The following is a 13,142-nucleotide window of genomic DNA, read 5'->3' as shown; positions in this document are numbered from 1 at the left end:
TCTTCAAAAATCCGCAGGGACCGGCGTGGAATCCGGCAGCAAGCTGTTGTTGGACGGCTCGTCCGGCTGCACATTCAGCACGCGCAGCGCGCCGCCAGCCACCTGGGAAAACACCGGTGCGGAAATGGCACCGCCGTAGTATTTGCCAGCCGTGGGTTCGTCAATCATCACGGCCACGATCAGTTTCGGGTTCTTGCCCGGGGCAAAGCCCATGAACAGGGCGCGGTGCTTGTTGGCCACATAGGTGCGGCCTTCCAGCTTGCGCGCCGTACCGCTCTTGCCACCAATGCTGTAACCGATGATGCGGCCACCAACTGCGCCACCGCCCGGTTCGCTATTGGCCACCAGCAAGTCGTGCATTTCATGCGCGGTTTTTTCGCTCAGCACCCGCTTGCCTGGCATCGGATTGCTGGTTTTGTACAGAGAGATGGGCAGCATCACGCCATCATTGGTAAAAATGGTGTAAGCCCGCGCCATCTGGAGCAGGCTGACCGATACGCCATAGCCAAAGGACATGGTGGCCTGCTCGATAGGCCGCCAGTTTTTCCAGTCACGCAGGCGTCCGGCGGCCTCGCCGGGGAAGCCGGTATTGGGGGCGCGGCCAAAACCCAGCGCATCATAGTAGGTCCAGAAATCCTGCGGGCTGCTCAACAGCGCCAGCTTGCTGGTACCAACGTTGGACGACTTCTGAATGATGCCCAGAATGTTCAGGCTGGGCTGCGGCGACACGTCGCGGATGGTGGCCGGGCCAATCATGTAGGTGTGGGTATCCAGCACAGAGTTGACCGTGGTCTTGCCATGTTCCAGTGCCAGCGAAATCGACAGCGGCTTCATGGTGGAACCCGGCTCGAACAGGTCGATCACCGCGCGGTTGCGCAGCATTTCCGGTGTGGTGCCTACCCGGTTATTGGGGTTGAACGAGGGGAAGTTGGCCAGCGCCAGCAGTTCGCCGCTCTTGGCATCCAGCACCACCACACTGCCGGCCTTGGCCTTGTTTTCTTCCACTGCCGCCTTGATTTCGCGGTAAGCCAGATACTGGATGCGGTGATCCACCGCCAGGGCCAGGGTCTGTCCGTCCTTGGGCGGTTCAATGGCGGCGACATCCTCGATGATGTGGCCACGACGATCCTTGATCACCACGCGACGGCCATCCTTGCCGGCCAGCATTTTTTCGCGCGCCAGCTCCACCCCTTCCTGGCCTTTGCCATCCACCCCGGTGAAACCGATGATGTGGGAGATGATTTCGCCAGCCGGATAAAAGCGGCGGTATTCCTGCTGCTTGGCAATGCCGGGAATGCCCAGTGCCATCACTTTGTCTGCCAGTTCCGGGCTGATCTGGCGCTTGATATAGACAAATTCTTTCTTGCGGTCGGACAGCTTGGCGGCCAGTTCTTCCGGGCCGAGATCCAGCAACTGGCCCAGCTCGCGCAACTTGGCCGGCGGCACCGGCTCCATGTCGGCCGGGCTGGCCCAGATGGTTTGTACCGGCGAGCTGATGGCCAGCGGTTCGCCGTTACGATCAGTAATCACACCGCGGTTAGCTTCCAGCGTCATGGCGCGGCGGAAACGCGCCTCGCCCTGGCCTTGCAGGAAGTCCTGCTGCACCACTTGCAGATAAATGGCCCGACCAATCAAAGCCAGAAACAGCAGGCCCAGCATCAACAGCACAAAACGCACACGCCCTGCCGTCATTTTCAGGGCAGGGCTGGCGTCGGCGATACGTTCACGCTGGTGGGCTGAATAGCTGGTGCGCATCAGGCACCTCCTCGCGGTGAAATCACCTGGATCTGGCGCGGGTCCGGCGTGTGCATCCCCAAACGGCTGCCGGCGGCCTTTTCAATCACCGCATGCGCCCCCCAGGTACTTTGCTCCAGTTGCAGCTGGCCGTACTCGACTTCCAGCTGCTGGGCGGACTTCTGCTCTTTCTGCAGGTCGCTGTAAAGCCTGCGCGATACGTGCTGCGAGGTGACCACCGACCAGGCGGACACCACGACGAGCACCAGAAGGATCGCGCACAGGCGGTTCATGCATCCCCCTCCCGCCACGGTGCGGCGGTACGTTCGGCGATACGCATGATGGCGCTGCGCGAACGGGCGTTTTCACGCACCTCTTCCTCGCTGGCGCGCACCGGCTTGCCCACGGTCTCCAGCGGTGGCCTGGCCATGTCTTCGGCACGCACCATCACCCAGGCAGGCAGCTTTTCCACACTGCTGGCATCGCGCAGGTACTGTTTGACGATACGGTCTTCCAGCGAGTGAAAGCTGATGATGGCCAGCCGGCCACCCTCCGCCAGATGTCGGGCCGCTTGCGGCAATACCGCTTTCAGCTCGTCCAGCTCGCGATTCACAAAGATCCGGATCGCCTGGAAGGTACGCGTGGCTGGGTCCTGACCCGGTTCCCGAGTACGGACGTTTTTCCCAACGAGCAAGGCGAGCTCACGCGTGGTCTGGATGGGAGCGAGCTCCCGTTGCGCAACAATGGCTGCTGCGATCTTGCGAGCAAACCGCTCTTCACCATAAGTCTTGATGACCTCTTTGATTTCGTCTTCTTCCGCACTGGCCAGCCACTGGGCGGCAGTAATGCCGCGCGTGGTGTCCATGCGCATGTCCAGCGGCGCGTCGAAGCGGAAACTGAAACCGCGACGGCCATCGTCGATCTGGGGTGAGGACACGCCCAGATCCATCAGTACACCATTCACCGTGGCCACACCCAGGCGGGCCAGTTCCTGACCCAGGGTCTCGAAACCGTTGTGGACAATGGTGAAGCGTGCATCTTCCACCGCCAGCCTGTCGGCCTCGGCAATGGCTTCCGGATCCTTGTCAAAAGCAATCAGACGACCTTGCGGCCCCAGTTGCGACAGGATCAACCGGCTATGGCCACCTCGACCGAAGGTGCAGTCGACATACACGCCATCGGGCTTGATGGCGAGCGCGGCGACAGCCTCGGCAAGCAGAACCGTGCGGTGCACGTACGGGGTGGGACTCACAGCGTAAAATCTCCAAGATGTTGTGCCAGATCGGCTTGGTCGATAGCCAGTGCTTCCGTGGTCTGGCTGTCCCATTCCTCGGCATTCCACAGCTCGAAGCGGTTGCCCATGCCCACCAGGGACACGTCCTTGTCGAGACCGACCAGTTCGCGCAGGCGGGAAGGCAGCAGGATGCGTCCGGCACTGTCCATTTCCAGCGTTTCTGCGTGGCCAAGCACGAGGCGCTGGTAGCGTTTCAGCGTGGGATTGCCGGTGGGAAGGGCGAGAAGGCGGGCTTCGACCGGACGCCAGTTGGGTTCGGGATAAATCAGCAGATGGTCGGGGGATTCGAGAGTGACAACCAGCTTGTGGCCAAACGCGGACAGCAGTGTCTCACGGTGCTTGGCCGGAATGGCCAAACGACCCTTGCTATCAAGAGAGACAATGCTGACTCCACCAATCATGACCTGGACACCACCGCTGAAAGTTGAGGGGCCGTCGCCCCACTTTTACCCACTTCACCCCACTTTCCGCCACTATAAGAAAGAACTTCAACATGGTCAACATCACTCGGCGCTAATTCACCTTTTGCGACAATGACTTAGCGGCAGGGTGAAAATGTGCTTTCCGTGTCAAATCAGTGGGTTAATAACGGCTATCAAAGTGAGCTATGAACTGGAATGGTGCAGGAAGGCAACACAATGATTTTTAATGACATGCACATTGAAGATCAGTCACTACACAGCGCCGTGGCGGCAATGCAAGCCTGAGCATGCAAAAACAGAACGGCATGCCGCAGCATGCCGTTCGTGCCTTCACTGTCCGGGACAGCGTTTCAGCGGGCCATCAAGCCAGTTTCTGCTTCAGGATGTCCTGCACCTGAGCCGGATTGGCCTTGCCCTTGGAGGCTTTCATCACCTGACCGGCCAAGGCGTTCAGCGCCTTTTCCTTGCCGGCGCGGAATTCCTCCACCGCCTTGGGGTTGGCGGCAATGGCTTCTTCCACCATCTTTTCGATGGCACCCACGTCGGACACCTGCTTCAGGCCATCGCGCTCGATGATGGCATCGGCAGACAATTCGCTATCCCACAAGGCGTCGAACACCTGCTTGGCCAGCTTGCTGGACAGGGTGTTGTCGGCAATGCGCAGGATCAGGCCGGTCAGCCGTTCGGCGGAAATCGGGCAGTCGGCAATATCCTTGCCTTCGCGGTTCAGGCGGGCAGCGATTTCACCATTCACCCAGTTGGCGGCCAGCTTGCCCTGACCGGAGGCCTGGGCAACTGCTTCGAAATATTCCGCCGTGGCGCGGCTGCCGGTCAGCAGGGCCGCATCGTAGGCCGACACGCTGAAGGCTTCGACAAAACGTGCCTTCATGGCGCTGGGCAGTTCCGGCATTTCGCTGCGGATGCGGGCAATCTGCTCGTCGCTGATGCGCACCGGCAGCAAGTCCGGATCGGGGAAGTAGCGGTAGTCGTGCGCGTCTTCCTTGCTGCGCATCATGCGGGTTTCGCCGCTGTCCGGGTCGAACAGCACAGTTGCCTGTTCCACGCGGCCGCCATCTTCCAGGGTGTCGATCTGCCACTGGATTTCGTACTTCATCGCCTGCTCGAGGAAGCGGAAGGAATTGAGGTTCTTGATTTCGCGGCGAGTGCCGAATTCCTGCTGGCCGAACGGGCGCACCGACACGTTGGCATCCACGCGGAAGCTGCCTTCCTGCATGTTGCCGTCGCAAATGCCCAGCCACATCACCAGACTGTGCAGGGCACGGGCATAGGCCACAGCCTCTTCCGGCGAGCGCATGTCCGGCTCGGAGACTACTTCCAGCAGCGGGGTGCCGGCACGGTTGAGGTCGATGCCGGTCATGCCGCTGAAGTCTTCATGCAGCGATTTGCCAGCATCTTCCTCCATGTGGGCACGGGTCAGCTTGACCAACTTTTCTTCCTCGCCCACCAGAATCGGCAGCACGCCGCCTTCGACGATAGGCAGCTCCATCTGACTGATCTGGTAGCCCTTGGGCAGGTCGGGGTAGAAGTAGTTTTTGCGCGCAAATACATTCTTCTGGTTGATCTTGGAGCCCAGTGCCAGGCCCAGGCGGATGGCTTTTTCCACCACGGCCTTGTTCAGCACCGGCAGTACACCGGGAAAGGCCAGTTCCACGGCCGAGGCCTGGGTGTTGGGCTCGGCACCAAAGGCGGTGCTGGTACCGGAAAAAATCTTGGTAGCGGTGTTGAGCTGCACATGCACCTCAAGACCGATGACGACTTCCCATTTCATCGCGGAGAAATCCTTTTGCTTATGTCGTCAGGGGTGCGCAGCGCACGCCCCTGCACGATCTTGATTACAGGGCGGGAGCGCGGGTGTGCCAATCGGTAGCCAACTGGAACTGGTGCGCCACATTCAGCATTTTTGCTTCGCCAAAATAATTGCCGATGATCTGCAGGCCCACCGGGCGGCCACGGCGATCGAAACCGGCCGGCACGCTCATGCCAGGCAGGCCGGCGAGGTTGACCGACAGGGTGTAGATATCGGACAGATACATCTGCACCGGATCACCGGATTTCTCGCCGATATTGAAGGCGGCAGTCGGTGCCACCGGCCCCAGGATCACGTCGCACTGCTCGAACGCGGCCTTGAAATCGTTGGCGATCAGGCGGCGGATCTTTTGTGCCTTCAGGTAGTAGGCATCGTAATAGCCGTGCGACAGCACATAGCTACCCACCAGAATGCGGCGCTTGACCTCGGCACCGAAACCTTCGGCGCGGGTCTTTTCATACATGTCCACCAAGTCTTTGTACTCTGCCGCACGGTGGCCGTAACGCACGCCATCGTAACGCGACAGGTTGGTGGAGGCCTCCGCCGGGGCAATCACGTAGTAGGCCGGGATCGACAGCTCGGTGTTGGGCAGGCTGATGTCCACCACTTGTGCGCCCTGCTTTTTCAGCTCGGCCACCGCGTCTTCAATCACCTTGGCCACGTCGGCATCCAGACCTTCGGCAAAGTACTCGCGCGGCAGACCCACGCGCAAACCGGCCAGCGGCTGGTTCAGCTCGCGGGTGTAGTCTTCGCGGGCACGTTCCAGGCTGGTGGAGTCGCGCTCGTCGAAACCGGCCATCACGTTCAGCATCAGCGCGCAGTCTTCGGCGGTCTGGGCAATCGGGCCGCCCTGATCCAGCGAGGAGGCATAGGCCACCATGCCGTAACGCGATACCACACCATAAGTGGGCTTGATGCCGGTGACGCCGCAGTGGCTGGCCGGCTGGCGGATGGAGCCGCCGGTATCGGTGGCGGTAGCCACCGGGGTGAGGCGCGCAGCGACAGCAGCAGCGGAACCACCGGACGAGCCGCCGGGAATGGCGTTCAGGTCCCACGGGTTTTTCACGGCACCGTAGTAGCTGTTTTCATTGGACGAGCCCATGGCGAATTCGTCCATATTGGCGCGTCCCAGCGTGATCAGGCCGGCGGCATTGCATTGCTCCACCACATGGGCGCTGTAGGGTGAAATGAAGTTGTCCAGCATCTTCGAGCCGCAGCTGGTTTTCCAGCCCTGCTGACAGAAGATGTCCTTGTGCACCATGGGCACGCCGGTGAGCAGGCCGGCATTGCCAGCCGCACGGGCGGCATCGGCAGCTGCGGCATCCGCCAGGGTGCGGGCGCGGTCTACGGTGATGAAGGCGTTCAGCTGCGGGTTCAGCGCCTCGATGCGGTCGAGGTAGTGCGTGGCCAATTCCACGCTCGACACCGCGCCCGCCGCCAGTTGTTGCGACAGTTGCTTGAGGGTGGCGTTCGTCATTTTGTCTTGATATCCGGTTAAGCTGGGATCGATGAGCGGGTGCGCCTGTCACGGCAGGCCGGCAGCACAGGTCCGGGAAAAAGCCATTCCCAAGCGGGAACCATCCGAAACCATGCTGCTCTGAGACTCACTCGATTACCTTGGGAACGAGGAACAGACCCTTTTCCACCTGCGGGGCAAGCGCTTGAAATGCCTCGCGCTGGTTGGTCTGGGTCACGATGTCTTCACGCAGGCGCAGGCTTACATCCTGCGGATGCGCCATCGGTTCGATGCCATCGGTGTTGACGGCCTGCATCTTCTCGATCAGGCCAAAAATATTGTTAAGCTGGTTGCCGACTGCCGCGATTTCTTCATCGCTTACGTTGATGCGGGCAAGCTTGGCAATCCGCGCGACATCCTGGTGCGTCAGAGACATGGCGTCCTCGTTAAAACCTTTAATATTTCAAGCTTTATAGGGTATCATAAGGGGTTTGATTCTCCCAAGATCGACATCACACATCGCAACAGGAAAGACGCATGCGGCAACAGGGTTATCTACCTGTTATAACGCTGTTTATTTCTTCGCTGCAATGCAACAATGATGTCCCCCCGGGGAGCCGCCGTCCGCAGCGCCAGCTTAGTCTGGAAAGCTGCGCCGCGTCGGAAACCGGGAAGCCAAGCCCATGCTAAGATTTTGCCGGACGCGCATCGCGCCCGACTGACGGAAACTGAACCAGGACCGCCCAATGTTTCGTTCGCTCACCGGATACTTCTCCAACGACCTTGCCATCGACCTTGGCACGGCCAACACCCTCATCTACATGCGTGGCAAGGGCATCGTGCTTGACGAGCCGTCGGTAGTCGCCATTCATAGCGACGCCCCCACCAATAAGAAATCCATCCTGGCCGTCGGCCTGGAAGCCAAGAAGATGCTGGGCCGCACGCCGGGTTCGATCCAGGCCATCCGCCCGATGAAGGATGGCGTGATTGCCGACTTCACTGTCACCGAGCAGATGCTCAAGCAGTTCATCAAGAAGGTGAACCCCAACCGCTTTTTTGCCGCCAGCCCGCGCATCGTGATTTGCGTACCCTGCGGTTCCACCCAGGTGGAACGCAAGGCGATCCGCGACTCGGCCCTGGCTGCCGGTGCGCGCCGCGTCGAACTGATCGAAGAACCGATGGCCGCTGCCATCGGTGCCGGCCTGCCGGTAGAGGAACCGACCGGCTCCATGGTGGTGGACATCGGTGGCGGTACCACCGAAGTTGGCGTGATTTCGCTGGGTGGCGTGGTGTATTCCAACTCGGTACGGGTTGGCGGTGACAAGTTTGACGAAGCCATCATCAATTACATTCGCCGCAACTACGGCATGCTGATTGGCGAAACCACTGCCGAAGAAATCAAGAAGACCATCGGCTCGGCCTTCCCCGGTGCCGAAGTGCGTGAAATGGAAGTCAAGGGCCGCAATCTGGCCGAAGGCATTCCGCGTGCCTTCACCGTGTCTTCCAATGAAATTCTGGAAGCACTGACCGAACCGCTGAACCAGATCGTCTCCGCGGTGAAGATTGCCCTGGAACAGACCCCGCCGGAACTGGGTGCCGACATTGCCGACAAGGGCATGGTGCTGACCGGTGGTGGCGCGCTGCTGAAGGATATCGACCGCCTGCTGGCCGAAGAAACCGGCCTGCCGGTATTCGTGGCCGAAGAGCCGTTGACCTGCGTGGTACGCGGTTCGGGCAAGGCGCTGGAAAAAATGGACAAGATCGGCACCATTTTCACCAACGTACCCTGATTGTTGCCTAAACGGAGTTGCTGCCGCCCCGTCAAGGGGCGGCATACCGCCTGATGGACTTCGCCAACACCCCCAGTTTTTTCCGTTCCGGGCCCAAGCCCGGCACACGCCTGTTCCTGTGCGTGCTGGCCTCTATCGCGCTTTTGGTAGGCGATAGCCGCTACGGACTGATGGAACAGGCCCGCGATGGCATGTCGCTGGTGCTCTATCCCCTGCAGCGTGTGGTCAACATGCCACTGGGCATGGTGCGCCATTTCGGCGACTACCTCACCGCGCAGGCCGACCTCAAAAGCGAAAACGACCAGTTGCGCACCCGCCAGCTGGAAATGTCCGCCCGGCTGGCCAGGCTGGAAACCGTAGAGCGCGAACTGACCGAACTACGCGGCCTGAACGCCATCAAGGCCGGCCGCAGCGATGCGGCCCAGCTGGCAGAAATCCTGTACACCGGTCGCGACCCCTTCTCCTACAAGATCATCATCGACAAGGGTGCCGATGCCAATCTGCAGCCGGGCCAGCCGGTGGTGGATGCACGCGGCCTGCTGGGGCAGATTACCCGGGTACAGCCGCTGACTGCCGAAGTTTCGCTGATCATCGACAAAAACCAGATGGTACCGGTAATGATTGCCCGTACCGGCGAGCGCGCCATTCTGTACGGCTATGGCGGCGGAGTGGAAATCCGCTATCTGCCGCTGCATGCCGATGTGCGTGAAGGTGACAGCATTGTCACCTCCGGGATTGACGGCCTGTATCAGGAAGGTACGCCGGTAGCGCGGGTAAGCAAGGTGGAACGCAATGCCGGCGCGGCATTCAGCCGTATCACCACCGAGCCGCTGGCCGGGGTGCAACAAACCCGCTATGTACTGGTATTGCAGCAAAAAGGCCAGACACCGCCGCGTCCGGCCGAGCCGGTTGTGCCCGTGAAAAAGACCAAGGGCAAGAAGCCCGCCGATTCGGAGTAAGCATGTCGTTCGACCGCCCCAAGGAATTGCTCAAGCCGGTCAAGCGCCGCTTCATTTTCATGACCCTGCTGCTGGCGGTGCTGGTGGAAATGATTCCGCTTCCGCATGGCTCCACCCGCTGGCTGCCAGACTTCATCAGCCTGGTACTGCTGTACTGGGTGATCAACCAGCCGCGCCGGGTGAATGTGGGCATTGCCTTCCTGATGGGACTGGTGGCCGATATCGCCACCGCCGGCATGCTGGGGCAGCACGCGCTGGCCTACTCGGCCACATCTTATCTGGCGCTGAGCCGCCAGCGTCAGCTGATCATGTTCAATCTGGGTCAGCAGGCACTGAGCGTGCTGGGGTTGATGCTGTGCAACCAGAGCATCATGGTAGTGGCGCGCATGCTCACCGGCTCGGCCTTTGTCGGCTGGAGCTATTTCCTGCCGCCCCTGATCGGTGCCTTGCTGTGGCCGCTGCTGACCAAGCTGCTGCTACTGCCTTACCGTCATCACTCGGTGTAAGTCGTGCGTCCTACCCGTTTCAAGAATCCGCAGGCTGAAGACGGCCAATTCCAGCTCCGGCTGATCGTGGCTTATGTGTTCATGCTGCTGATGTTCTGCGTGCTGATTGCCCGCTTTATCTGGCTGCAGGTGTACCAGTACGAACACTTTTCCACGCTGGCGCAAAACAACCGCATTTCTCTGTTGCCCATCCTGCCCAATCGCGGGCTGATCATGGACCGTAACGGCGTGATTCTGGCGCAGAACTATTCTGCCTATACGCTGGAACTGGTGCCCAGCAAGATGCCGGACATGAACGCCACCGTTGCCGAGCTGAAAAAGCTGGTCAACATCACCCCGCGTGACGAAAAGCTGTTCAAGAAGCTGCAGGGCGAATCCAAGGATTTCGAATCCATTCCGCTCAAGGTCAAGCTCTCCGAGGAGGAGGCTGCCCGGGTGGCTGCCAATGCCTGGCGCTTCCCCGGCGTACAGGTAAAGGCCCGGCTGTTCCGCGACTACCCCTACAAGGAACTCACCAGCCACGTACTGGGCTATATCGGCCGCATCAACCAGAAAGACCAGGAGCAGCTGGACGACGAGGACAAGACCACCAATTACAAGGGGACCAACTACATCGGCAAGACCGGCCTGGAAGCAGTGTACGAGGACGATCTGCACGGTCAGGTGGGCTTCGAGGAAGTGGAAACCGACTCCGGTGGTCGCGCCATCCGCAGCCTGCGCCGCACGCCGCCGGTCAATGGTAACAATCTGAAACTGGCGCTGGATATCCGCCTGCAGGAAGTCGCCGACAAGCTGTTCGGCAACCGCCGTGGCGCGCTGGTGGCCATCGACCCGCAAACCGGCGGCGTGCTGGCCTTCCTGTCCAAGCCGGGTTTCGACCCCAATCTGTTTATCGACGGCATCGACAGCCAAAGCTGGGCCGCGCTCAACAGCGACTGGCAAAAGCCGATGATCAACCGCGCACTGCGCGGCACCTACCCGCCCGGCTCCACCTTCAAACCCTTTGTCTCGATGGCGGCGCTGGAAACCCACTCCATCGGCATGCATGACGTGCGCCCGGCACCGGCCTTCTTCACCCTGCCCGGCTCCAGCCATCAGTTCCGCGACAGCAACAAGAACGGCAACGGCTCGGCCAATCTGGCCCGCGCCATCCAGGTATCCAGTGACACCTTCTTCTACAAGCTGGCCTGGGACATGGGCATAGACAAGATTGCCCCCACCGTCGGCCAGTTTGGCCTGGGCCGGCCCACCGGCATCGATCTGGACGGTGAAGCCAGTGGCGTGCTGCCCACCAAGGAGTGGAAGGCCAAGCGTTTTGCCCGTTATAAAGAAGAATTCCGCCGCTGGTATCCGGCGGACGTAGTGAGCATTGGCATCGGTCAGGGCTTCAACTCCTACACCCCGCTGCAGATGGCCAATGGCGTGGCCATCCTGGCCAATGAGGGCGTGGCGTACAAGCCGCACCTGGTGCAGGAGGTGGTGGATGCAAAAACCGGCAAGAGCCGCCTGATCGAAGCCAAGCCTGATCGCACACTGCCATTCAAGAAGGAAAACTTCGAGTATGTGAAGGCGGCCATGCAGTCGGTACTGAAACCGGGTGGCACCGCCTGGCGGCTGGGCGTGGGCCTGCCCTACACCATGGCCGGCAAAACCGGTACCGCACAAGTGGTGGCCATCAAGCAGGGGGCCAAGTACAACGCCTCAGCCCTGGCCGAGCAGTACCGCGACCACTCCTGGTTCGTGGCCTTTGCCCCGGTGGACAAACCGCGCATTGCCGTGGCTGTCATCGTGGAAAACGCCGGTTTCGGTGCTGCTGCGGCTGCGCCGATCGCGCGTGGCCTGTTCGACTATTACATCACCGGCAAGGTCCCCGGCTCCATCAGCGGAGACATGAAGACCGTGCCAATGGATACTGCCGATGACGCTGCAGCCACATCTGATTAAACGCCTGTGGCTGACCATCAAGGCTCCGCTTGATGGCCCGCTGATGCTGTTTCTGGGCCTGATTTTCGCGCTGAGCCTGGTGGTGCTGTATTCCGCCAATAACCAGGGCCTGGACAAGATCGACAACAAGCTGGTCTATACCCTGCTGTCGCTCAGCATCATGTGGCTGCTGGCGCGCAGCCGACCGCAAAGCATCATGAACTTTGCCCCGCCGATTTACGGCATCGGGGTGGTGCTATTGTTGGCTGTGCATTTCAAGGGCGTGACGGTCAACGGCTCCACCCGCTGGCTGGAGCTGGGCATCACCCGTATCCAGCCGTCGGAGATCATGAAAATCGCTCTGCCGATGATGCTGGCCTGGTTCTTCCAGAAATACGAACTGTCGATGCGCTGGTGGCACTACCTGGTAGCTGCGGTGATGATTGCCATCCCCTGCGCGCTGGTGCTCAAACAGCCTGATCTTGGCACCACCATGCTGATTGCGGCATCCGGCTTCTTTGTACTGTTCTTCGTCGGCCTGCCGTGGAAGGTGATTCTGGGCGGGATGATTGCCGCCGGGGCCTGCATGCCGGTGGTGTGGAACATGCTGCACGACTACCAGCGCCGCCGGGTGATGACCATGATAGACCCGATGGAAGACCCGCTGGGCGCGGGCTATCACATCATCCAGTCGATGATCGCCATCGGATCGGGCGGCCCCTGGGGCAAGGGCTGGCTCAATGGCACCCAGACCCATCTGGACTACATCCCGGAACGCACCACCGACTTCATCTTTGCCGTGTATTCGGAAGAGTTCGGTCTGGTGGGCAATGTGCTGCTGGTGATTCTCTATACTCTGGTGCTCAGCCGCGCCATGATGATTACCGCTGGTGCGCAAACCCTGTACGGTCGCGCCATGGCCGGTGCCATCACCCTGTCCTTCTTTGTCTACGCCTTCGTCAACATGGGCATGGTGGCAGGTATCCTGCCGGTGGTGGGCGTGCCGCTGCCCTTTGTTTCCTATGGCGGCACAGCAACCGTAACACTGTTTGTCGGCATGGGCATGCTGATGAGCATAGGCAATGCCCGGCGTTAAGCTGTCGCCAGACCGTCCACACCGGTCTGGCCATCACGCGTTACTTGGCGCTGCTGACCAAACCGCGTAGACAATCCGCGCCAAGGCGCGCCGACGCCAGTACAAATAGTACGGCAAGGAGGCGCAACGCAGGA

The 13,142-nt window shown here is 60.6% G+C and carries 12 protein-coding genes; 5 read left to right on the top strand and 7 right to left on the bottom strand.

What is annotated here, in order from left to right; translation table 11 throughout:
* Positions 1-3 precede the first annotated feature (3 nt).
* The 7 genes from QVF59_RS12290 to gatC form a co-directional block, all read right to left on the bottom strand.
* Entirely contained in the window at positions 4-1,755 is a 1,752-nt protein-coding gene (locus QVF59_RS12290) for a peptidoglycan D,D-transpeptidase FtsI family protein (RefSeq protein WP_159880224.1), read from the bottom strand.
* The gene (ftsL, locus tag QVF59_RS12285) at positions 1,755-2,027 is read right to left on the bottom strand and encodes a cell division protein FtsL (protein WP_159880226.1); all 273 of its coding nucleotides are present in this window, start codon (positions 2,025-2,027) and stop codon (positions 1,755-1,757) included. The genes QVF59_RS12290 and ftsL overlap by 1 nt, the downstream gene beginning before the upstream one ends.
* On the bottom strand, positions 2,024-2,986 hold the full coding sequence (gene rsmH, locus QVF59_RS12280) for a 16S rRNA (cytosine(1402)-N(4))-methyltransferase RsmH (protein ID WP_287880237.1): 963 nt from the start codon (positions 2,984-2,986) through the stop codon (positions 2,024-2,026). Before rsmH ends, ftsL begins: the two co-directional genes overlap by 4 nt.
* On the bottom strand, positions 2,983-3,429 hold the full coding sequence (gene mraZ, locus QVF59_RS12275; RefSeq protein ID WP_159880230.1) for a division/cell wall cluster transcriptional repressor MraZ: 447 nt from the start codon (positions 3,427-3,429) through the stop codon (positions 2,983-2,985). The genes rsmH and mraZ overlap by 4 nt, the downstream gene beginning before the upstream one ends.
* Before the next feature lie 382 nt (positions 3,430-3,811).
* Positions 3,812-5,239, bottom strand: coding sequence for an Asp-tRNA(Asn)/Glu-tRNA(Gln) amidotransferase subunit GatB (gene gatB, locus QVF59_RS12270; RefSeq protein ID WP_287880235.1), 1,428 nt, complete (start codon positions 5,237-5,239; stop codon positions 3,812-3,814).
* Between the two features lie 64 nt (positions 5,240-5,303).
* On the bottom strand, positions 5,304-6,755 hold the full coding sequence (gatA, locus tag QVF59_RS12265) for an Asp-tRNA(Asn)/Glu-tRNA(Gln) amidotransferase subunit GatA (RefSeq protein ID WP_287880233.1): 1,452 nt from the start codon (positions 6,753-6,755) through the stop codon (positions 5,304-5,306).
* Positions 6,756-6,882: 127 nt separating this feature from the next.
* Positions 6,883-7,170: an Asp-tRNA(Asn)/Glu-tRNA(Gln) amidotransferase subunit GatC gene (gene gatC, locus QVF59_RS12260; RefSeq protein ID WP_159880236.1), complete on the bottom strand. Its 288-nt coding sequence runs from the start codon at positions 7,168-7,170 to the stop codon at positions 6,883-6,885.
* A gap of 310 nt (positions 7,171-7,480) precedes the next feature.
* Between gatC and QVF59_RS12255 the strand changes: the two genes are divergently transcribed.
* The 5 genes from QVF59_RS12255 to rodA are packed head-to-tail and all read left to right on the top strand — an operon-like array spanning position 7,481 to position 13,008.
* Positions 7,481-8,524: a rod shape-determining protein gene (locus QVF59_RS12255; RefSeq protein WP_045846501.1), complete on the top strand. Its 1,044-nt coding sequence runs from the start codon at positions 7,481-7,483 to the stop codon at positions 8,522-8,524.
* Positions 8,525-8,577: 53 nt separating this feature from the next.
* Positions 8,578-9,483, top strand: a complete 906-nt coding sequence (mreC, locus tag QVF59_RS12250) for a rod shape-determining protein MreC (protein WP_287880227.1) — start codon at positions 8,578-8,580, stop codon at positions 9,481-9,483.
* Between the two features lie 2 nt (positions 9,484-9,485).
* Positions 9,486-9,989 carry a rod shape-determining protein MreD gene (gene mreD / locus QVF59_RS12245; protein WP_159880240.1) on the top strand — a complete coding sequence of 168 codons (504 nt, stop codon included), beginning with the start codon at positions 9,486-9,488 and terminating at the stop codon, positions 9,987-9,989.
* Positions 9,990-9,992: 3 nt separating this feature from the next.
* Positions 9,993-11,933: a penicillin-binding protein 2 gene (mrdA, locus tag QVF59_RS12240; RefSeq protein ID WP_287880223.1), complete on the top strand. Its 1,941-nt coding sequence runs from the start codon at positions 9,993-9,995 to the stop codon at positions 11,931-11,933.
* Positions 11,908-13,008: a rod shape-determining protein RodA gene (rodA, locus tag QVF59_RS12235; RefSeq protein ID WP_205677466.1), complete on the top strand. Its 1,101-nt coding sequence runs from the start codon at positions 11,908-11,910 to the stop codon at positions 13,006-13,008. Before mrdA ends, rodA begins: the two co-directional genes overlap by 26 nt.
* Positions 13,009-13,142 lie beyond the last annotated feature (134 nt).

The organism is Aquitalea sp., assembly GCF_030150775.1.
In the GTDB taxonomy this organism is placed as follows: Bacteria; Pseudomonadota; Gammaproteobacteria; order Burkholderiales; family Chromobacteriaceae; genus Aquitalea; species Aquitalea denitrificans.
Note: the sequence above shows the minus strand (reverse complement) of the source record. Positions and strands in the feature narration are given on the sequence as shown.

What these genes read in the sequence shown, in the direction of transcription:
- QVF59_RS12290 (WP_159880224.1), bottom strand. Translation starts at nt 1,755, where the DNA reads ATGCGCACCAGCTATTCAGCCCACCAGCGTGAACGTATCGCCGACGCC.
- ftsL (WP_159880226.1), bottom strand. Translation starts at nt 2,027, where the DNA reads ATGAACCGCCTGTGCGCGATCCTTCTGGTGCTCGTCGTGGTGTCCGCC.
- mraZ (WP_159880230.1), bottom strand. Translation starts at nt 3,429, where the DNA reads ATGATTGGTGGAGTCAGCATTGTCTCTCTTGATAGCAAGGGTCGTTTG.
- gatB (WP_287880235.1), bottom strand. Translation starts at nt 5,239, where the DNA reads ATGAAATGGGAAGTCGTCATCGGTCTTGAGGTGCATGTGCAGCTCAAC.
- gatA (WP_287880233.1), bottom strand. Translation starts at nt 6,755, where the DNA reads ATGACGAACGCCACCCTCAAGCAACTGTCGCAACAACTGGCGGCGGGC.
- gatC (WP_159880236.1), bottom strand. Translation starts at nt 7,170, where the DNA reads ATGTCTCTGACGCACCAGGATGTCGCGCGGATTGCCAAGCTTGCCCGC.
- QVF59_RS12255 (WP_045846501.1), top strand. Translation starts at nt 7,481, where the DNA reads ATGTTTCGTTCGCTCACCGGATACTTCTCCAACGACCTTGCCATCGAC.
- mreC (WP_287880227.1), top strand. Translation starts at nt 8,578, where the DNA reads ATGGACTTCGCCAACACCCCCAGTTTTTTCCGTTCCGGGCCCAAGCCC.
- mreD (WP_159880240.1), top strand. Translation starts at nt 9,486, where the DNA reads ATGTCGTTCGACCGCCCCAAGGAATTGCTCAAGCCGGTCAAGCGCCGC.
- rodA (WP_205677466.1), top strand. Translation starts at nt 11,908, where the DNA reads ATGACGCTGCAGCCACATCTGATTAAACGCCTGTGGCTGACCATCAAG.